This is a genomic window from Veillonella sp. ACP1 (assembly GCF_000286635.1).
Classification (GTDB): domain Bacteria; phylum Bacillota; class Negativicutes; order Veillonellales; family Veillonellaceae; genus Veillonella; species Veillonella atypica.
Map to the genome: position 1 here is coordinate 204,152 of NZ_ALKL01000001.1, position 19,378 is coordinate 223,529.

Sequence of the window (19,378 nt, forward strand, 5' to 3'; positions counted from 1 at the left end):
AGGACGCCCTCTTTTTTGTGTAATATGGTATAATAAAGTATTACTAATTACGGACTGTTTGCAGGGAAAAGGGGGTGTTCCTATGGCATATATGGCGCTATATCGTAAGTATCGTCCGCAGACGTTTACCGATGTGGTTGGGCAACATCAGGTATCAGATACGTTGATGCGCGCTATTCGCGAGGATAAGGTGGCTCATGCGTATCTATTTGCCGGCCCGCGCGGGACTGGTAAGACAAGTATGGCTAAGATTTTTGCACGTGCCATTAATTGTGAACATGGTCCTACTGACCATCCTTGTAATGAATGTAGCGTATGTAAATCGATTTTGAGTGGTCAGTCTATGGACGTCCTCGAAATTGATGCGGCGTCGAATCGTGGTATCGATGAGATTCGTGCTTTACGTGAAAGTGTAAAGTTTATGCCTGTAGAGGGGCGTAAAAAGGTATTCATCATCGACGAAGCCCATATGCTTACCAATGAAGCGTGGAATGCCCTATTAAAGACGATAGAGGAACCACCAGATCACGTGATGTTTATCTTTGCGACCACTGAGATTGAAAAACTGCCTGTTACCATCGTATCTCGTTGCCAACGATATACATTTAGACGTATCACTTCTGATGATATTGCACAGCGGTTACAATATGTTGCGGATAAAGAAGGCTTTGCCTTAGAAGATAATGCAGCACGTCTCATCGCGGTTCATGCGGATGGTGGCTTGCGCGATGCGTTAAGTATTCTAGATCAATGTGTGGGCATGGCCAGTGGCGAGATTACACCGGCCATTGTAGAGGAACTCATTGGCCTCGTTAGTAAGGACTGGATTATTAAATTCCTATCTGCCTTACACGATGGAGACGGGCCAGCTGTATTGAAATATATTCAAAATGCACTCAGTGAAGGGCGTGATGGGGCTCAAATCATGGAGGCCCTAACGCAACATTTACGAGCTCTATTGATTGCTAAGGTCGCTCCTGATGCGGAGGAATTAAAGGTATATGATTCGTTCCGCACTGAATTCTTAGAACAAGCACAAGACATTGATTTTGGTACCATCAATCAATATATTAAACAGTTACAATCCATCATGAGCGATGCGAAACAGGTAGATAACCCACGTACGGTTATTGAAATGGGCCTATTGGTTTTATGTGCCGGCGTATCCAAGGCTCATGACGATGTAGAGGACCGTTTGGCTGCATTAGAACAGTCTGAACGCGAGTCACGCGAAGGCGTACTCAATCGGCTGGCCAAATTGGAACAACAAGGTCCATCAATGGCGGCGCCATCTATTAATTTTGTGGCTACATCTAATGCATCAAGGTCTAATGTGGTAGATGATGATTTTATTCCACCGCCTATGGAGGAATACGAATCTGTTACGATTCATGAAGTGCCAACAAATTATAAGCCTGCACCTACTGTAGCGGAATCGAAACCTAGCGGTAGTAATCAAACGGCTGCTACAGGTTTGACGCCACCACCAATTACGGCACCTATGCATGGTGTTGGTATGACACCACCACCGATGAAGAATTCTGGTGCGGTACAACCTAAGACTGGTACGTCTCGAACGACGAGACATACGGGCCGTCAAAAGAATACAGGTATTAGCCAAGTCGCTGTTATCGGTGAAACCATGGTGGACTCTAGGGAATATAGAACCATTCAGACTACTGTGATAAAATATCTAAAGGACAGCGATAAGGGATTAGCATATAATATTATTGGTCAAGGCCAAGTTATTTATGTAGATCGTGAAAAAGCAGTAGTAGCTTTTAAAAAGGGAATATCCCTTACCTTGGCTACTAATGAAGCAAATCGCAAGGAAATTGCATTAGCGTTCCAATATGCGTTGGGCTATTCCGTGTCTTTAGAGATTGTCGATATAGAGACAGATGTTTATAAAGAATATATGATGGCTAGCGGAGCGCGGTCTAATCGAGCTGTACAGCCTAAGAGGTCACAGCCTACACCGGTTGTTGAGGCCCCGCCACCACCGGTAGAAGCAGACTTACTTGATAATGGTGAAACAATATCCTCTACGCCTATAGCGACTCAGGATACTGAAGAGAAGTCTGGAGCTACTATACAATCTGAAACCCAAGATGTATCTGGTGGTGTAAAACCGCCAGAGCCTATAAGCTCCGAAGCTCGCAATAATGCTAGAGAGGCTGCGTTAGCTGCTCTTAAAGCAAGAGGTATAAAACCACCGAGCAGTAAGGGAGATGAGGATTCATCTGCTAAGAAAAAGACAGCTCATGATGACGGTGGTATACCCGTTATGAGTCTAGACGGAACACAGGTAATGACCGATGATGGTGAAGTTATCAATCGGCCTATGGATAGCGGTGCCACCGTGGAGGTAGAAGCCGTCCCAAAGCGTGAATACCAGTGGGACCCTGAACATATGGGCGTTGAAGAGCAACAAAACCCACTGTTGGCTAAAACATTAGAGAAACTTTCAGAAGACCATGACATTTATGTAGAGGTCATAGATGAGTAAATTATAATTTTCAGTATATAGTTAATTTATTTTGTAAGGACTTTCATAGTCCTATAAGGAGGAAATATAATGTTCGGTAAAGGTATGGGCAATATGGCAGGCATGATGAAAAAAGTTCAAAAAATGCAAGCTGACATGAAAAAAATGCAAGAAGAGTTAAAAACTCGTACAGTAGAAGCATCCGTAGGTGGCGGTGCTGTTACCGTTGTTATGAATGGCGAAAAGATGATTGAATCTTTGAAATTGAACCCTTCTGCAGTTGATCCTGAAGATGTGGAAATGCTTGAAGATTTGGTAATGGCTGCTGTTAATGAAGCAAGCAAAAAAGTAGATGACCTATTGTCTCAAGAAATGGGCAAGGTAACAGGTGGTCTTAATTTGCCAACAGGTTTGTTCTAAATGACAAACGCATTAGAACGGCTCGTAGAACAGTTGCGCAGATTGCCAGGCATTGGCTCTAAATCTGCCCGTCGCTTGGCATACCATCTTGTGGAAATGCCGCAAGAAGAGGTGGACCGATTGGTCAATACCATTGTTGAAGCTAAAGGGGCAACCCGCCATTGTTCTATCTGTTTTAATCTATCTGCGCAGGACCCTTGTGAATTTTGCTCTAATCCAAATCGGGATCAAACCACGATTATGGTGGTTGAAACGTCTCGTGATGTGATTGCCATTGAACGCAGCGGTGATTACAAGGGGCTCTACCATGTCTTAGAGGGGGCGTTGTCACCTTTAGAGGGCATCGGTGCTGAAGACATTCGCGTTAAAGAGCTGATTGCTCGTTTGCGTGATGGTGTCGTACAAGAGGTTATTCTCGCAACGGACCCTGATGTAGAAGGGGAGGCGACGGCCTTATATTTGGCACGTCTACTAGCGCCGACTGGCATCAAGGTAACGCGTATTGCCCGCGGTGTTCCTGTAGGTGGAGATATCGAATATGCCGATGAATTGACCTTGGGCGGTGCCGTTGTAAACCGTCAGGAGATGAAAGGATAATATGAACATATTACTCGCGCCATTATTGGCAGCGCCTATGACTGAGGCGATTATATCTGTATTGGTCATTGTTATCGCCTTGAAACTTGCTTTTTTTACCATTAAAAAGGTAGCTCTAAATGTAGTATTAGGCATTGTGACATACATGGTATGCATTTATGTATTGCATATACCAATGGATATTGGCTTTGGTGTGTGGGCTTTGACCGTACTATTTGGCCCCATTCCGATGGTACTGGCCGCTCTATACTACGGCTTATAAAATAAGGAGAGGATATCATGGTTATCAATAGCGAACAACAACGCGTCATCGATGAACTAGATAGAAACATCCTCTTGTTGGCGTCCGCTGGGACGGGAAAAACGAATACACTGGCTTATCGAGTGGCCCATATTATTGAAAATGGCCGCTGCGAGGCGCATCAGATTTTGTGTATGACCTTTACGAACAAGGCGGCACAAGAGATGAAGTCGCGCATCGAATCCCTCGTTGGCCAACCTGCAAAGGCTGTGGATATTAGTACGTTCCACAGCTTTTGTTTTTACGTTCTTCAACAAGAGGGCAAGCGAGATGAGTCGCTCTATACAGATGTGACTATATTTGATGAAGAGGATTGTAAAGAACTATATTTGCCATATAAACCGAGAAATATGCGGGATATGAACTTTGCTAGCCTTATAAGCATGGTAAAGGAATATCGTTCTGTGTATGAATTCTATTCTGAATCGTTGATAGATGATTACAAACGAACGATACAACGTTTAGAGCAGGAGCAATCTAAGCAAATAGAGAAATTATTTTACAATTACAATACTCTTGCTACTGAGGACTTGTCGGACTTTTGGGCGCATGGTCATGAATGGATTGCTCGTTATGATGAAAGTTTACAATCCGTTCACGGCGTTGATTTTACTGATTTAATCTGTGGTGTGCATCGACTATTTCAAAATCCAGATATTCGAGAACGCTGGCGTAGTCGCTATCAATATATTTCCGTTGATGAAATGCAAGATACGGGCTCATTAGAATATAAGGTTATGGAAATGCTTTGGGAAGGCAATCACGTTCTTTTATGTGGCGACTATTTTCAAACTATCTACGAATGGCGCGGCTCAGATCCGTTCCGTTTATTAGAGGCATTTACCCGTGATTTTAATCCTCTAAAAATCATATTCTATAAAAACTATCGCTCTAATCGTACCTTGTTTACAATGGCTTTCAAAACATTGCAAACTATGTTTCCTCAGCTGGTAGGCGATGTATATGATGAAATGCCAGAGGCCAACAGTGCTAGTGATGGGGCACCTATCCTCGTGAAAGGTTGTCGTAATGAATATACGGAATCAAAATTTATTTATGACCGTATTTGCGCGCTTCCAAAGGATGCATCTATCGGTGTGTTGGTCCGTGATAATCGCAAGGCACAGCGTTTAAGTGAGCAGTTTGAACGATATAATCAAGAGAAACCAGAATCGGAACGTCGTCCGTTTATGATTATTGATGAATATAAATTCTTCCGTCGTCAGGAGATTAAGGATATCATGGCGTATTTTAAGCTCTTGATGAATCCTAATGATGCGGTTAGTGCGAAACGCATTATTAAACGCTATGTATCGGGCATTGGCGACGCGCGTATTCGCGATATTGAAAGTCCAAAAAATCGTAGTGTAGGGCTAAAATTGACAGATTTTATGGATATGCCCATTTTTGAAGCTGAGCCATATGCCAAATTGGTAGCAGGTCTTGAGGTGGGTGAAGTGGTGGTATACGATGTAGAAAGCACTGGTACGGATACGACAGAAGACCGAATTATACAAATTGCGGCGATGCGCATTGATAAAGATGGCAATGAAATAGAACGGTTTGAACGTTTTATCAATCCTGGTAAATCGGTGGGCACATCCCAACTTGTTCATGGCTTTTCAGATGAATATTTAGCAGAGCATGGTGAAAGTCCAAAGGTCGTATTGGAGGCTTTCAAAGAATTTTCTAACAATCGTATCATTGTAGGTCATAATGTAAATTATGACATTAGCATTTTGAGCCATGAATTAGCGCGCCATAATTTAGGAGAGCCTCAATTTAAGGCCGTATATGATACACTAGATATCTTTAGACGGTTCTATCCAACACTGGAAAATCATAAGTTAGGATTTTTATCAAAATATTTTCCTATCAATCATACGCCTACCCATAATGCGATGGATGATATTATCGCTACGGGCCAATTATTAATCTACGCAGTCCGTGAAAATATTGTGCCCACAACGACAGATCGCATGGTAGCCATTAATCAATATAAGGCGGCTTTCACAACGATTGCGTCTCAAATGGCAACCTTGCGCAGAAAGATGCATACCGATAATCCTACGGAATTATTGGCCTATATTATGAATCAAATGGGCGTACTAGACTATTATAAGAGTCATGGCGAAATGGCCAAGGTTGAACATATACGAGATTTGTATCGTATTATGGAATCATTAGATAAGGAATATGAAGGTACAACGGGATTAGCTCGTCTCAATCATATTTTGCAATTGGCTGCCTTGACGGCTGGTGAGCCACAACAGATGAGTAAACAATCTAAGATACCGATTATTACGGTTCATCAAGCAAAGGGTAGTGAGTTTGACCATGTATTTTTGGCGGGTATGAATCAAGGGACATTCCCTAGTTTTATGTCCTTACGCGAGGGCAATGAGGATGAAGAAAAACGCTTGTTCTATGTGGCCATTACGCGACCAAAACAGGAGCTAGTTATTACCTATGCCAATGAATCACAACGCGGCCAAGGCACAGCGCCAAGTGCATTCCTTGATTATATGCCAAGGGATGTAAAACTCGTAGAAAGGAGTGTGTAATGGCACGAAAAACGCATAGACCAGATGATATTATTTGGCCAGTTACTACCCAGGATATAGAATCCATACAACATGCAACTACAGATGCTATAACATTAGGGCAACTGCTAGATACTAAATATCCAAGAAAAGCGATGGTAAAGTTATTTGATGAGAAATTAATCCATGTAAATGGTCACAAAGCAACACCTCATACAGAGGTTGCCGTAGATGATGAAATTTGGATAGCTATGGCCAAAGAGAAGATTGATTATGAGCCAATTGCAATGGATTTACATATTCTCTATGAAGATGACGATTTGCTCATTGTGGATAAGCCTGCCGGTGTTACGGTAAACTCAAAAGATCAAGTATCCCTTGCTAATGGTATAGCTTATTATTTTAAGGACCGAGGTATTAAAAGAAAGATTCGCTTCTTAAATCGCCTTGATCGTGATACTACAGGGTGTATAGTGATTGCCAAAAGCGGTTTAGCCCAAAGTTTATATCAACAACAAATGGATGATAACACATTTGAAAAGTGGTACATGTCTATTGTTGAAGGCATTGTCGAATCAGATTCGGATTCGTTGGTGCTTCCTATGGATAGAAGTATTGATGGCATTCATTACGAAGTAAATTCTAAGGGGAAAGAAACACGGACTGATTTTACCGTTTTACACCGATATCCGAATGGGGTTGTGGATAACTCTGTGCATAACCTACAAAATATTGTGGATATATCCCATGAAAATGTGGACAGCACAGTGAATACTGTGGATAAACAGGGTGAAAATGTGGATAATTCTGTGCATAACTTAGGAAATCAGCCTTGTACAGCAGTGGCAGTTCGCTTATATACAGGTAAAACACATCAAATCCGAGTGGCTTTTAGTCATATAGGTCATCCTTTGTTAGGGGATACATTGTATGGGGCGAAATCTACGGGCGAACCATTTGCACTACGTGCAATAAAGGTTATTTTTACACATATGCGTTCTGGAGACCGTATAACCGTTCAAGCTTAACTAGAATGGGCATTCAGTAGTAGAATGAGTTCTTAACTATATAAAAGTTCCTAATTGAGAAATGAGAATGACTGATAAGTTCAGTAAAATCAATGGATTTCGTGAAAAAATATCGAAAATTATAGTGACAAATGATAATCCATAAGCTATAATACAAATAAACGTACACATATAAATTATTTAATATTGTACATATAGTATGTAAGAGGTGTAATAGAATGATTTTACAAGAAAATAGTGCTGAACGTAATCGGGGTATTACGCTCGCCAGTATCAAGGGCATTATAGGTAATGTGGTGCTTGTCATTTTTAAAATGATAATAGGATTGGCATCGAATTCCATCGCCATAATCCTTGATGCGGTAAATAACTTAACAGACGTTCTTTCTTCGGTGTTGACAATTGCCGGTACAAAACTGGCCGCAAAAGGAGCCGATAAGGAACATCCATTTGGACATGGCCGTATAGAATATATGACTACCATGGCTATTGCTTTCATCATTCTCGGTGCAGGCATTGGATCCCTTAAGGAATCGATAGATAAAATTCTTCATCCAGAGGTATCCACATTTGATATTCCAAGCCTTGCCATCATCGCTGTTGCCATCGTTGTAAAGGTTGTGATGGGGCGATACATTAAGTCTCAAGGTGAGAAATATAAATCTGATGCCCTTGTAGCGTCTGGTATTGATGCTCTTTTTGATGCGGTGATTACCTTTGCTACATTGGTGTCTGCAGGCCTCGTATATTTCTTCAATGTAGATATTCAAGGCTATGTAGGGGCTTTAATTTCCCTCTTAATTTTGAAAGCAGCCTATGAGATCTTACGGGATATGTATAATCATTTGCTTGGTGTTCGGGCCGATGATGATCTTATTCGAAACATCAAAGAAACTATCGCGCAACATCCAAATGTAGGCGGTGTATATGACCTAGTGCTAAATAGCTATGGACCAGGTGAAGTGATTGGTTCTGTTCATATTTCGTTGCCAGATACGATGACAGTGGGTGAGGTCCATCCGTTAACTAAAGGAATCGCAGTTCATCTTTATAAAAAGTTTGGCATTAATATGACTGTCGGCGTATACGCAGAAAATCAACCAAGCGTAGAAGTTCTTGAAATCAAAAAAGCGCTTGATCAAGTTATCAGTTTGTATACTAATGTAGTCCAACTCCATGCCTTCTACGTACGAGAAGATAAAAAGATTATCTATTATGATATTATTTTTAACTTTGATGAAGAAGATCCACATGGTACATTAGAAAAGATTAAGGCGGAACTTCATAACCGTTATCCAGATTATACACAATTTGCTATTGTAGATACGGATTTTAGTAACTAATTTTATATAAGAAATGACCGGTATTGACCACTGAACAGTGGAAAATATCGGTCATTTGCATATAGGATAGATACTTGATAATTATAATTTTAATTACTATAATAAATTGTATAAAATATTGTTGATATCATATATTGCCAATAGTATGGAGAGAGATATGAATAAATTTATGTTATCCACATTAGCAGTTATGACTGCAATTAGTATTTGTGGCATGCAATCTATAGATGCTAAATCAGTTAAACCAGACCCAACCATGACTATGTTACAAATGCCGACGAATGATGAAATCTCGGTAGGTAATGGTACTACAAAAGAAATCAATAAACAAACACAAACAATGGTAAATAATGTGGCCGTATCTACTAAGTCGATGATTAAAAAGAATTGGAAAACCATTTATATTAAGGCAATACCATCTGAAAATATAGTCCGTTTCTATTATACGGATACGATGGGTCAAGTTTACAGTGGTCAAACAATTAAAAATACTGGTTTATCCAAGGGAAAATATAGAGCTGGCTCATTACGTCAGTCTCAGGCAGTGCAGGACTTATATAGGTATCTACAACAAACGAATCAAGAAATCCCTAGTTCTATAGATATTATCGTTACCAGTCAAGGTCGTCGCATTCGAACCATTATGAATTACGATGAAAATATAGGAGATATTGGAATCTATCAACAAAACTATGAGCAAATTAACTTTCCTAATTTAAAATAGTATGGATATAGTGAAAGCCCCTACCTCGGTGAGGTAGGGGCTTTGTGTTAAATTACATAATCATCGTGATCATCTGTTGTTTGTTTTTTGTGTTGTTTTTTAGCACCTGCTAAGTCTAATAGTTCTTCTTCAAGTGTATCTTCGTCCCCTGTATTAAGCATGGAGTAGAAGGCCCACAAGATAATGAACCAAACTGGTGTGAAGAATAAGGCAACTCTTGTGTCATCATTCAAGGCCAAGATAATGAGGATGAACGCAAAGAATGCAAGAATTAAATAGTTTATCACTGGATATAGAGGCATTTTAAATTTAGATTTTGCCGCTAATTCAGAATTTTTCTTACGATATTTTAAGTGGCAAACAACCATGATAGCCCAGATGAAAATGAAGCAGAACGTAGAGATAGATGTAATCATAACAAAGACAGCTTCTGGCATAACATAGTTAAGTACGACTGTAATAAGTAGTACGGCAGCAGAGAAAATTGTCGCTTGGTATGGCACGCTGCTATGTGTTAATCGACGCATCGATTTAGGTGCATGACCACGTTTAGCAAGGGCATAGATCATACGACCTGTACTAAAAATACCTGAGTTTGTGGCAGATGCTGCAGAGGTAAGTACAACAAAGTTGACGATACCTGCTGCTGCGGTAATACCAACAGCTGTAAATACGGCCACAAATGGGCTGGCTGCAGGGTTAACGGCCGTCCATGGGTAAATACTCATGATGATGGCTAAAGAACCGATATAGAACAAAATAATACGCAATGGAATATTATTGATGGCCATTGGAATAACCTTTTCAGGATTTTCAGTTTCACCTGCTGTCAAACCTACAAGTTCAATGCCGGTGAACGCAAATACAACCATTTGGAAGGATAAGATAAAGCCCATTGTCCCATTTGGGAACCATCCGCCGTAATTCCATAAATTACTAAAGGCGGCAGCAACACCTGCATCGGTACTAAATCCAGAGAAAATCATGATTAAGCCGATGATGATAAGGGATACAATGGCAATAACCTTAATCATAGCAAACCAGAATTCCATTTCACCAAAGTGCTTTACGGCTGTTAAGTTCATGAGTAATAGAGCTATTAAGACGACGAGGGCTGGTACCCATTGAGGAAGCCATGGTATCCAGTATTGCATATACAGTCCGACGGCCGTTAAATCGGCCATGGCTAGTGATAGCCAACAGAACCAATATGTCCACCCTGTGATGAACGCAGCGCGATCACCTAGATAATCCTCTACAAAGTCGATAAAGGAATGATGATTAAGATTAGATAATAATAATTCCCCTAACGCTCTCATTACAAAGAAACATATAAGACCAGTAATGAGATAAGCAAAAAGAATGGATGGACCTGCCAAATGGATGGCCCGACCGGAACCTAAGAATAAGCCTGTACCAATGGCACCGCCGATGGCGAGCAATTGTACGTGGCGATTCTTAAGGCCCCGCTCTAACTGATTCGTATCAGACATAGTAAAGACCTCTTTTCTACAAACTACCTATAAATACAAAAAGCCATGGATGACCATAACTTTCATAATCTATAGAATATATAAAACTATTTTCTTATAATACAGTATCTATTATAAAAAGTCAAATGTATTTTTACAGTAGACACATCCTGTAAATAGTATTATTAACATACGAATAAAAGAAAGTGTATTCATACTTTTAAAAGCATACTATGCGTTAAAAGGTTTTCATAATTTGCTATAATAATTGATAGATTATCTTTTACGTAAAGTAGTGGAGGTTATTATGAGACGACAAGACAGAAGAGTTACAGATATAGAAGAAATTAAGGGCATTTTAAATAGCACTCGCATCATTCACCTAGGCATGATGGATGGTGATTACCCTTACGTAGTACCCTTACATTTTGGTTTTGAATTTATAGATGAGGTGCTTTATATCTATGTGCATGGGCATCATGAGGGAAAGAAGTTTGACTTGATTAAAGCAAATCCTCATGTATTTATCGAAATTGATGGCAGTGATGAAGCCCTTGTTTCAGGTGGTGATATTCCTTGTGCATATAGTTCAGTTTATTCCAGTGTGATGGGCCGTGGAGAGGCTACCTATTTAGAGGCTATTGATGAAAAGTCTCATGGCTTACAAGTATTGATGAAACATCAGACAGGTCGTGAGTTTACTTTTACGGAAGCCATGGTAAACTCTGTGGGCGTAGTTCAAATTAAAATTGTCGACTATACGGCCAAAAGACGAAGACAACTTGAACAAGATGCTATTATGCCTCCATTAACTAAATAATGACACAACAATCCTATTGAACTCTATTATGATATAGCGTTCAGTAGGATTTTTTTATATCGAACCTAAGCATTAGATACATTATTTGGTTGTGACGATACTTTCACAAAAGGAAAGATAAAAGTTTTATGAAGTAGCTGGAGATACAGAATAGGTTTCTTGATTTTGATATAAATAAGAAAATATATCATTATATGTGTGGAGTATATTATAAATTTTTGTAATAGGAGAGAATATGAGAAAAACAATGTATAAGTCGGTTTTAGCTGTTATTGCTGCTGGGTTATTATCTGTAGGAATGGCCACAGCAGAAACGGTAGATACTCCTGATACTACAGATCAGGCTGAATCCACTAAAACACTTAAGCTAGGACATAATTTTAAAAATGTAGAGCCTAGAACTGATAGCTTACAGTGGCACTTTCATGATTGGCCTATAGAGAATACAAAAAAGGCGCATACTTTTAACGGAAAGCTATTAGAGGCAGCAAAGAAGCTTCCATATGAGGCTGAGGCACCTAGTTATATCCCTTATGGTTATGAAATCTATACAGTGCGGCAAGACAAAAATGATGTATTAGAGGTTGTATATTTTATAAGGAATTCCCAAACATATCGAGTTGGGAAGAGAAACTCTGGTAGTATTTTCGTTTATAGAATGGGCTATTCAGTGGAAGATGTAAAAGATGTACCGTATGTTCCTGCTGAGTATAAGGACTTTGAATGGTCTGAACAAGGTGAATCTGGCAAGGTGTATTATACAGGTAAGCCAGGAGTACAATTGATCCGTAGCATTACGTGGACGGAAGGTGGAATGGCGTTCTCCTTATTCTTCTTAGAACCTGTGAAAGCAGTTGATGCTGAATTCTATAAGGAACATGTGGTACCTGTAAAAAATATAGATAGCTCACGTTATGAATTATTGGGAAACTATCCGGTTACGAAGATTTCAAACAAAACAATTGATGAATATAATAAAGAACGAATGATTCCTTAGCAGATAAACTGATGTTATATAAATTGTATCTAGAACAATATATTATGTAATAGCGGTGGAATTTGTAATCGCTTATAAAAAGGAAAAAATATGAGAAAAACAATGTATAAGTCCGTTTTAGCTGTTATTGCTGCTGGGTTATTATCTGTAGGAATGGCCACAGCAGAAACGGTAGATACTCCTGATACTACAGATCAGGCTGGATCCACTAAAATACTTAAGCTCGGACATAACTTTAAAAATGTTGAGCCTAGAACTGATAGCTTGCAGTGGCACTTTCATGATTGGCCTATAGAGAATACAAAAAAGGCGCATACTTTTAAGGGAAATCTAATAGAGGCAGCGAAGAAGCTTCCATATGAGGTTGAGGCACCTAGTTATATCCCTTATGGCTATGAAATCTATACAGTGCGGCAAGACAAAAATGATGTATTAGAGGTTGTATATTTTATAAAAAATTCCCAAACATATCGAGTTGGGAAGAGAAACTCTGGTAGTATTTTCGTTTATAGAATGGGCTATTCAGTGGAAGATGTAAAAGATGTACCGTATGTTCCTGCTGAGTATAAGGACTTTGAATGGTCTGAACAAGGTGAATCTGGCGAAGTCTTTTACACCGGGGATCCAGCAGCGCAACTAATTCGCAGCATTACGTGGACAAAAGACGGTATGGCATATTCCTTATTGTTCTTAGAATCTGTGAAATCAGTTGATGCTGAATTCTATAAGGAACATGTGGCGCCTGTAAAAAAGAGATAGCTCACGTAGCAATTTATTTGGAATAAAGAGAAAATGTGTGTAACCGCTCGAAGAGGAGAGAATATGAAGAAACTAATAACATCTGCTGTTTTATGTGCCGCGATGGCTACTGCAGTAAGCACCTTTGGCGTACTGCCAGTTAGTGCTACATACCCGTTAATAGATAAAAATGGTAATACCGTTCCTGTTGAACGAGATGTAGATAATAAAAATCTCATCGATGATAATAAAAAACTCGCTGATCGTTATCGTTGGTATGATCAAGTTGATGATTATGATTTAGTTAATACTAATATTGAGAGTACCGCGCAGGAATTTGGCTATCCTATACAAGTTCCATCTTATATGCCTAAGGATTATGCGGTACGTGATGTAAAGGCCAAGGATCATGACGTATTAGAAATTGTATATACGGAAACGGGTCGTGATGGAGAATATGGTCCGAAGCTAACCTTCTCTAATACAGATATTGTATATCGTATGGGATGGGCTATCGATACAGTGGTAACACCTATATTAGAAAAGACAAAGTACAATGCTAAGGATGCAGTTAGCTTTACTACCCCTAATGGGATTTCTGTACATACGTTAGGTTATAGTAAAGACGCTATTCAAATCGCTTATTGGGAAAAAGATCACAAAGTGTATATGCTCTACTTTGCTTCTTCAAGAAACCAAAGCTTTGTAAGCAAAATTGTAGACTCTGTAGGTCCTGTGAGTAACGTAGCTGCTGATGATACTCGACTACGTGGTGACCGCAATGATAAGCAAAATGTTGAAGAAAACGATGCGAAAAAGGTTAAACAAAATGATGATCCGGATTGGCCTCCTTATGAAACGATTGGGTTGCCATTGCGTACACATACGAATTCTGTGTGGCCTATACTTACGAGAAAAACCATCGGTTTACCTAGCGGTGTAATTAATGCATCTCATAAGATGTCCTATGACGTATCTGTACCAAGTTATTTACCGTTTGGCTATACATACTATGCTACACATTTTTATGACAATGATGTATTAGAAACTGTATATTGGAAGCAAGGTGAAGAGTATCAAGAGCGCAGCGGTCGTTGGGTAAATCATACTATGGTCTTCCGCATGAGCTACTCTATGGATACTGTATGGCCTGAAGAATATATCCCATGGGAGTACCATGACGTACAGTGGAGCGACTCCACTCCAATAGGGGAGGTTCAATATACAGGGGATGTAGATAAGGGCTTAGTACGCAGTGTTACGTGGTACAAGGATAATATGGCGTATTTCTTGTTCTTCCAAGTGCCTGTGAAAGCCTCTGAAGCAGACTTTTATAGAAATCATGTAGTGCCATTAAAAGATATCGATCCAAGTCGTACAGACTTAATTGGTGTAAAAACAATTCATTAATACTAAATAGCACTAAAAAAAGAACCTATCCATTAGATATCAAAGTGAACCGACCTCCTTAACGTTAAGATTTTTGGTCTAACATTAAGGGGGCGGTTCAGTAATATCTTTTGAGATAGGTTCTTTTAGCTATTAATTAGAAGAATACGTAACGGATGATAACGAGTACCGCTAATACGTACATAATCCAGTTAACTTCTTTTGCACGACCTGCAATAATTTTGAGTAGAGGGTATGCAATAAGACCTGCAGAGATACCGTTAGCGATGCTGTATGTGAATGGCATCAAAACGATAACGAGGAATGCAGGAAATCCTTCTGTCCAATCATCGAAGTCGATATTGCGGATAGCACCTAACATGAGGGCACCGACAATGATAAGAACAGGAGATGTGGCTGCATTTGGTACCAAGGATACCAATGGAGCCAAGAATAAGCAGATTAGGAATAATACGCCTGTTGTGACAGCTGTTAAGCCTGTACGGCCACCAGCACCTACACCTGCTGCACTTTCAACAAAAGCAGTAATCGTAGATGTACCGAGTAATGCTCCAGCACTAACGCCGATAGCGTCAACAGTCATCGCTTTACCAAGACCTGGGAATTTACCAGATTTTGGATCCGCAATTTTCGCCTCTGTAGCAGTACCGATTAACGTACCCATAGAGTCGAACAATTCTACGAAGGTGAAGGAGAAGATAATCGTAATCAAGCCCATGTGGATCGCACTAGGAATATCTAATTGAAGAAATGCGGCTTTTGAGAAGTCAGGCACTGCCAATACTGTGAAGTTCTCAGGCATTGTAGATAGTCCCGTTACATAGGACACAATTGTTGTTACCAACACACCAATCAAGAGTGAACCTTGAATCTTACGAGCCATCAATAGAGCGGTAAAGATGAGGCTGAATAGGGCTAACAATGTTTCGCCACTGTGCAAGTTACCTAGTGTTAACAATGCTTCAGATGCTGGAGGTACTAGATTGCCATGTGTTTGTATAACTTGGCCTAAGGTGTTAGGAGATAAACTGATGGAAATCGCCATCAAACCGGATAGTTTTAAACCGATAATGGAGATAAATAGCCCAATACCAACGGTAATAGCGACTTTCATAGAAGCCGGTATACCTACAACAATCATTTGTCGTATCGATGTCAGCGTTAAGACGAGGAATACGAGACCGGAAATGAACACCGCACCTAGTGCCGTTTGCCATGATACACCCATACCGAGAACTACGGTAAAGGAATAAAAGGCTAAGAGGCCAACCCCTGGAGCCAGTGCGATTGGATAGTTAACAAATAAACCCATAGCAATCGTTACGAGGCCACCACCTAAAGCTGTAGCGATGAGGACGGCATCCTTGTCCATGCCAGCAAGACTCAAGATGTTTGGCGCCAAAAATAGGATGTACGCCATCGTGATAAACGTGGTAATACCCGCTAAAATCTCGGTTTTAACGGAGGTACCTCGTTCATTGAGTTTAAATAGTTTATCTAACATTAGATAAATCCTCCCTGTATGAAATTATAAATCATATCAAATAAAAATATTTCGATATACCTATAGTGTATCATATTTCCCACCATTTTTTGTATGAATTTATGTTATACTATACATATATTGTGAATGACTTAGAGGTTAACTTATGAAAATATCTACAAAAGGGCGGTATGCCTTGCGAATCCTAGCGGATATTGCAGAACACGGGACGGAAAAAAATGTGCCTATCCGTGAAATCGCAGAACGCCAAGGGTTTTCAGATAAATACTTAGAAGGAATTGTATCTCGCTTGTCCTCTGCAGGCCTCGTTAAAAGTGGCCGTGGTAAATACGGTGGATATCGCTTGGTTAAAGATCCTGCTGAATATAATGTATATGAAATCTTATATGCTGCAGAGGACTCTATTGCTCTTGTGTCCTGTTTAGAGGATGATGTAGAGCCATGTCCTATGTTTAATGATTGTTTGACTGCTCCTCTATGGCAGTATTTACAAGATGAGTTTCGCCATGTAATGGAGCGCGTTTCCTTGCAAGATGTAATGGATCACAAGTTTCCAGTGGAATAATTGAGAGAGTCGCGTTTTATATGCGACTCTTCTTTATATAATTTTGTAAAAGCATATTTTTATACACTTTTATATGTGGAAAGAAGGCGAAAGATGAGTACAATCGCAGATGATACTCGTGGTGGCATGCGAAATGTATGGATTATTACGGCTGCCATGACTGTATTAGCTATATGTTACACCATGATTATTCCTTTTTTGCCTATATATCTCTTGGAATTAGGTGTCCCAAAAGCGGATGTAGCCCTTTGGTCGGGGCTTGTCTTTGGGATTACATTCCTCATTGCGGGCATTATGGCTCCAATTTGGGGAAAAATCGCCGATAATAAAGGGAAAAAACGGATGGCCTTGCGCGCTGGCTTTGGCATTGCTATCTGTTATGTATTAATTGGTTTAGTTACAGACCAATATCAACTACTCATGGGGCGGGCCCTCGTTGGATTTGCCAATGGGTTCTATCCCGCGGCAATGACTATGGTATCCCTCAGTGTCGATGAGAAACAGGTTGGTCGAGCTCTAGGTATCTTCCAGACAGGGCTTATCTTGGGGAATGTCATTGGTCCATTTTTAGGTGGTGCTGTTGAAAGTGTAGTAGGGATGCGTCCTGTATTCTATGTATCTGGTGTTGCTGTACTGATTGCGACATTGGCTGTATTGTTCTTTGTGAAAGAACCAAAATTACATGCTGTAGGCCCTGATGGAACAGCGCAAGCTACTCAACCTACTAAATCTACATCTTTACGTGAAGACTTTAAGGCCGTTCAACAACAACCTGTACTAGTACGGTTGCTTGGGATTTTCTTCTTTATGCAATGTGTCATCATGATGCTACAGCCTATTTTGGCCCTTTATGTGGGGGATATGCAAGGCACCATGGAAGGGGCCGCTATTATTTCAGGTACTATCCTAAGTATCGGCGGTTTAGCAGGCTCCTTAACGACTAATCTATGGGTTCGCCTTGGTGAACGTCGTGGTTATTTTAAGACCATTTCCTACTGTATGATGGGTAGTGGTATCGTTCTATTGCTGCAAAGCTTACCAGTGGGTATATGGTGGTTTGGTGTTTTACAGGTTCTAATTGGTTCATGCATTGTAGGGATTAATCCATCCTTGAGTGCAGCAGTAACCCTTAATACAGATCCAAGCTTTAGAGGTCGTATGTTTGGTATGACGACGACGGCTCAACAATTTGGTTCTATGGTAGGTCCTGTATTTGCTAGTATTGTATCGACCTATGTGGGCATATCCTACGTATTCAGTATTACTGGATTGTTATTGTTATATATGGGCTTTCAGTCTAGAAAATTATCTAAAAAACATGAATAGCACTATGATGAGTCATAGATAGTATTAAGGAAATCATTTGTTTCGTATGAGATGCAAAGGAGTTGTTATGATCCGTATCGGCCAAACTGTACTTGGAGAAAAGGGTACAAAGATATGCGTGCCTATTGTGGGCACAACGGTAAAAGAAATTCTAGATGCTACTGCGGTGGCATGCAATACACCCTGTGATGTGGTGGAGCTACGCATTGACTATTACGAACGAGCTCATTCCATTGATGCTATTATTGAACTATTGATGCTCATGAAACCTCAATTAAAAGGTCGTGGACTGCTGTTTACGTGGCGCACGAAGGGTGAGGGGGGCGAGAAATCTATCTCCTCACAAGATTACTTTACAATGTTAGAACGCCTTATCCCCACGGGCTTGATAGATGCTATTGATATTGAGTTATTCTTTGATCAAGATAGAATGGTCAAAACCATAGAATTCGCCAAGGTTCATGGTGTAACAATCGTCATGAGCAATCATGATTTTAATGGTACACCAAGTAGAGATGTTATTGTAAATCGACTCATTCAAATGAAAGGATTTTTAGCGGATGTGCCAAAGATAGCCGTTATGCCTCATACAACAGGTGATGTATTAACACTTCTTGAAGCGACGGCTGAGGTGAAATCCTTATATCCATCAGACCCAATCATTACGATGGCCATGGGGCCATTGGGGGCTATTACACGTGCTTCAGGAGCTTTGTTTGGCAATGCTATGACCTTTGCTTCAGCGGGCAAAGCATCGGCACCAGGTCAAATCGATGTACATGAACTAAAACGTATCTTAGATACTCTTGATGTAGATGGTGTATTTGATGAACAACAACATAAACGCATAAAAGTACATTAAAAAAGTCGGCGAGAGCCGACTTTTTGGCTCTATAATAAATGTTGGGGTGACACCACTACGGTGTCACTTCCAACATTATTTTTTTGCAAAAAAATAAGCATATAAGGCTCACATGCTTTACAATAAAAGTGTCAAAGTCCTAAAGAAAGGATGTGAGCTTATATGCCTACTACTTATTATACTGAATTTTTACATAATGTAAAACAAGAATATATTACAAATAGCTATGAATTAGACGGA

17 protein-coding genes are annotated in these 19,378 nt (G+C 40.0%); 15 read left to right on the forward strand and 2 right to left on the reverse strand.

The genetic code is table 11. The features are described 5' to 3' along the window. Positions 1-82 precede the first annotated feature (82 nt). The 8 genes from dnaX (at position 83) to HMPREF1151_RS00970 (ending at position 9,444) form a co-directional block, all read left to right on the forward strand. Positions 83-2,509 (forward strand): DNA polymerase III subunit gamma/tau, encoded by a 2,427-nt coding sequence (dnaX, locus tag HMPREF1151_RS00935; protein WP_009660588.1) that lies wholly within the window; start codon positions 83-85, stop codon positions 2,507-2,509. A 69-nt stretch (positions 2,510-2,578) separates the two neighbouring features. Then, a complete protein-coding gene (locus HMPREF1151_RS00940; RefSeq protein WP_005377304.1) occupies positions 2,579-2,908 on the forward strand; it encodes a YbaB/EbfC family nucleoid-associated protein in 330 nt (109 codons plus the stop codon). Next, positions 2,909-3,505, forward strand: a complete 597-nt coding sequence (gene recR, locus HMPREF1151_RS00945) for a recombination mediator RecR (protein WP_005384103.1) — start codon at positions 2,909-2,911, stop codon at positions 3,503-3,505. A 1-nt stretch (position 3,506) separates the two neighbouring features. Then, positions 3,507-3,767, forward strand: coding sequence for a hypothetical protein (locus tag HMPREF1151_RS00950; protein WP_009660610.1), 261 nt, complete (start codon positions 3,507-3,509; stop codon positions 3,765-3,767). 17 nt (positions 3,768-3,784) lie between these two features. Next, on the forward strand, positions 3,785-6,370 hold the full coding sequence (locus tag HMPREF1151_RS00955) for a 3'-5' exonuclease (RefSeq protein ID WP_009660682.1): 2,586 nt from the start codon (positions 3,785-3,787) through the stop codon (positions 6,368-6,370). Further along, positions 6,370-7,377: an RluA family pseudouridine synthase gene (locus tag HMPREF1151_RS00960; protein ID WP_009660704.1), complete on the forward strand. Its 1,008-nt coding sequence runs from the start codon at positions 6,370-6,372 to the stop codon at positions 7,375-7,377. The genes HMPREF1151_RS00955 and HMPREF1151_RS00960 overlap by 1 nt, the downstream gene beginning before the upstream one ends. A 218-nt stretch (positions 7,378-7,595) precedes the next feature. After that, a complete protein-coding gene (locus HMPREF1151_RS00965; protein ID WP_009660735.1) occupies positions 7,596-8,720 on the forward strand; it encodes a cation diffusion facilitator family transporter in 1,125 nt (374 codons plus the stop codon). 157 nt (positions 8,721-8,877) lie between these two features. After that, on the forward strand, positions 8,878-9,444 hold the full coding sequence (locus tag HMPREF1151_RS00970; protein WP_009660613.1) for an immunity protein YezG family protein: 567 nt from the start codon (positions 8,878-8,880) through the stop codon (positions 9,442-9,444). Positions 9,445-9,491: 47 nt separating this feature from the next. Here the strand turns inward: HMPREF1151_RS00970 and HMPREF1151_RS00975 are convergent, their stop codons facing one another. After that, entirely contained in the window at positions 9,492-10,937 is a 1,446-nt protein-coding gene (locus HMPREF1151_RS00975; protein WP_009660695.1) for an amino acid permease, read from the reverse strand. Positions 10,938-11,223: 286 nt separating this feature from the next. On the opposite strand from HMPREF1151_RS00975, the gene HMPREF1151_RS00980 reads away from it, so the two are divergent. The 4 genes from HMPREF1151_RS00980 to HMPREF1151_RS00995 all read left to right on the forward strand — a co-directional run bounded on the left by HMPREF1151_RS00980 (position 11,224) and on the right by HMPREF1151_RS00995 (position 14,881). Continuing rightward, positions 11,224-11,736, forward strand: coding sequence for a pyridoxamine 5'-phosphate oxidase family protein (locus HMPREF1151_RS00980; protein ID WP_005384090.1), 513 nt, complete (start codon positions 11,224-11,226; stop codon positions 11,734-11,736). Positions 11,737-11,971: 235 nt separating this feature from the next. After that, entirely contained in the window at positions 11,972-12,733 is a 762-nt protein-coding gene (locus HMPREF1151_RS00985) for a hypothetical protein (RefSeq protein WP_009660659.1), read from the forward strand. Between the two features lie 90 nt (positions 12,734-12,823). Beyond that, positions 12,824-13,492 carry a hypothetical protein gene (locus HMPREF1151_RS00990; protein ID WP_038141075.1) on the forward strand — a complete coding sequence of 223 codons (669 nt, stop codon included), beginning with the start codon at positions 12,824-12,826 and terminating at the stop codon, positions 13,490-13,492. Between the two features lie 63 nt (positions 13,493-13,555). After that, positions 13,556-14,881, forward strand: coding sequence for a hypothetical protein (locus HMPREF1151_RS00995; protein WP_009660741.1), 1,326 nt, complete (start codon positions 13,556-13,558; stop codon positions 14,879-14,881). A 136-nt stretch (positions 14,882-15,017) separates the two neighbouring features. On the opposite strand, the gene HMPREF1151_RS01000 is transcribed toward HMPREF1151_RS00995, so the two are convergent. Continuing rightward, positions 15,018-16,385, reverse strand: a complete 1,368-nt coding sequence (locus HMPREF1151_RS01000; RefSeq protein WP_005379645.1) for an NCS2 family permease — start codon at positions 16,383-16,385, stop codon at positions 15,018-15,020. Positions 16,386-16,530: 145 nt separating this feature from the next. On the opposite strand from HMPREF1151_RS01000, the gene HMPREF1151_RS01005 reads away from it, so the two are divergent. From HMPREF1151_RS01005 to aroD, 3 genes are all read left to right on the forward strand, one after another. After that, positions 16,531-16,950, forward strand: coding sequence for an Rrf2 family transcriptional regulator (locus tag HMPREF1151_RS01005; protein WP_005377450.1), 420 nt, complete (start codon positions 16,531-16,533; stop codon positions 16,948-16,950). 93 nt (positions 16,951-17,043) lie between these two features. Further along, positions 17,044-18,276 carry an MFS transporter gene (locus tag HMPREF1151_RS01010; RefSeq protein WP_009660690.1) on the forward strand — a complete coding sequence of 411 codons (1,233 nt, stop codon included), beginning with the start codon at positions 17,044-17,046 and terminating at the stop codon, positions 18,274-18,276. Between the two features lie 67 nt (positions 18,277-18,343). Then, complete coding sequence (gene aroD / locus HMPREF1151_RS01015; protein WP_009660611.1) at positions 18,344-19,138, forward strand: type I 3-dehydroquinate dehydratase; 795 nt, start codon at positions 18,344-18,346, stop codon at positions 19,136-19,138. Positions 19,139-19,378: the final 240 nt, after the last annotated feature.

Bases quoted from the DNA above. Each gene is read 5' to 3' on its own strand.
- recR (WP_005384103.1), top strand. From the start codon at position 2,909: ATGACAAACGCATTAGAACGGCTCGTAGAACAGTTGCGCAGATTGCCA.
- HMPREF1151_RS00940 (WP_005377304.1), top strand. From the start codon at position 2,579: ATGTTCGGTAAAGGTATGGGCAATATGGCAGGCATGATGAAAAAAGTT.
- HMPREF1151_RS00955 (WP_009660682.1), top strand. From the start codon at position 3,785: ATGGTTATCAATAGCGAACAACAACGCGTCATCGATGAACTAGATAGA.
- aroD (WP_009660611.1), top strand. From the start codon at position 18,344: ATGATCCGTATCGGCCAAACTGTACTTGGAGAAAAGGGTACAAAGATA.
- HMPREF1151_RS00985 (WP_009660659.1), top strand. From the start codon at position 11,972: ATGAGAAAAACAATGTATAAGTCGGTTTTAGCTGTTATTGCTGCTGGG.
- HMPREF1151_RS00965 (WP_009660735.1), top strand. From the start codon at position 7,596: ATGATTTTACAAGAAAATAGTGCTGAACGTAATCGGGGTATTACGCTC.
- HMPREF1151_RS01010 (WP_009660690.1), top strand. From the start codon at position 17,044: ATGAGTACAATCGCAGATGATACTCGTGGTGGCATGCGAAATGTATGG.
- HMPREF1151_RS01005 (WP_005377450.1), top strand. From the start codon at position 16,531: ATGAAAATATCTACAAAAGGGCGGTATGCCTTGCGAATCCTAGCGGAT.
- HMPREF1151_RS00980 (WP_005384090.1), top strand. From the start codon at position 11,224: ATGAGACGACAAGACAGAAGAGTTACAGATATAGAAGAAATTAAGGGC.
- HMPREF1151_RS00990 (WP_038141075.1), top strand. From the start codon at position 12,824: ATGAGAAAAACAATGTATAAGTCCGTTTTAGCTGTTATTGCTGCTGGG.
- HMPREF1151_RS00960 (WP_009660704.1), top strand. From the start codon at position 6,370: ATGGCACGAAAAACGCATAGACCAGATGATATTATTTGGCCAGTTACT.
- HMPREF1151_RS01000 (WP_005379645.1), bottom strand. From the start codon at position 16,385: ATGTTAGATAAACTATTTAAACTCAATGAACGAGGTACCTCCGTTAAA.
- HMPREF1151_RS00995 (WP_009660741.1), top strand. From the start codon at position 13,556: ATGAAGAAACTAATAACATCTGCTGTTTTATGTGCCGCGATGGCTACT.
- HMPREF1151_RS00975 (WP_009660695.1), bottom strand. From the start codon at position 10,937: ATGTCTGATACGAATCAGTTAGAGCGGGGCCTTAAGAATCGCCACGTA.
- HMPREF1151_RS00970 (WP_009660613.1), top strand. From the start codon at position 8,878: ATGAATAAATTTATGTTATCCACATTAGCAGTTATGACTGCAATTAGT.
- HMPREF1151_RS00950 (WP_009660610.1), top strand. From the start codon at position 3,507: ATGAACATATTACTCGCGCCATTATTGGCAGCGCCTATGACTGAGGCG.
- dnaX (WP_009660588.1), top strand. From the start codon at position 83: ATGGCATATATGGCGCTATATCGTAAGTATCGTCCGCAGACGTTTACC.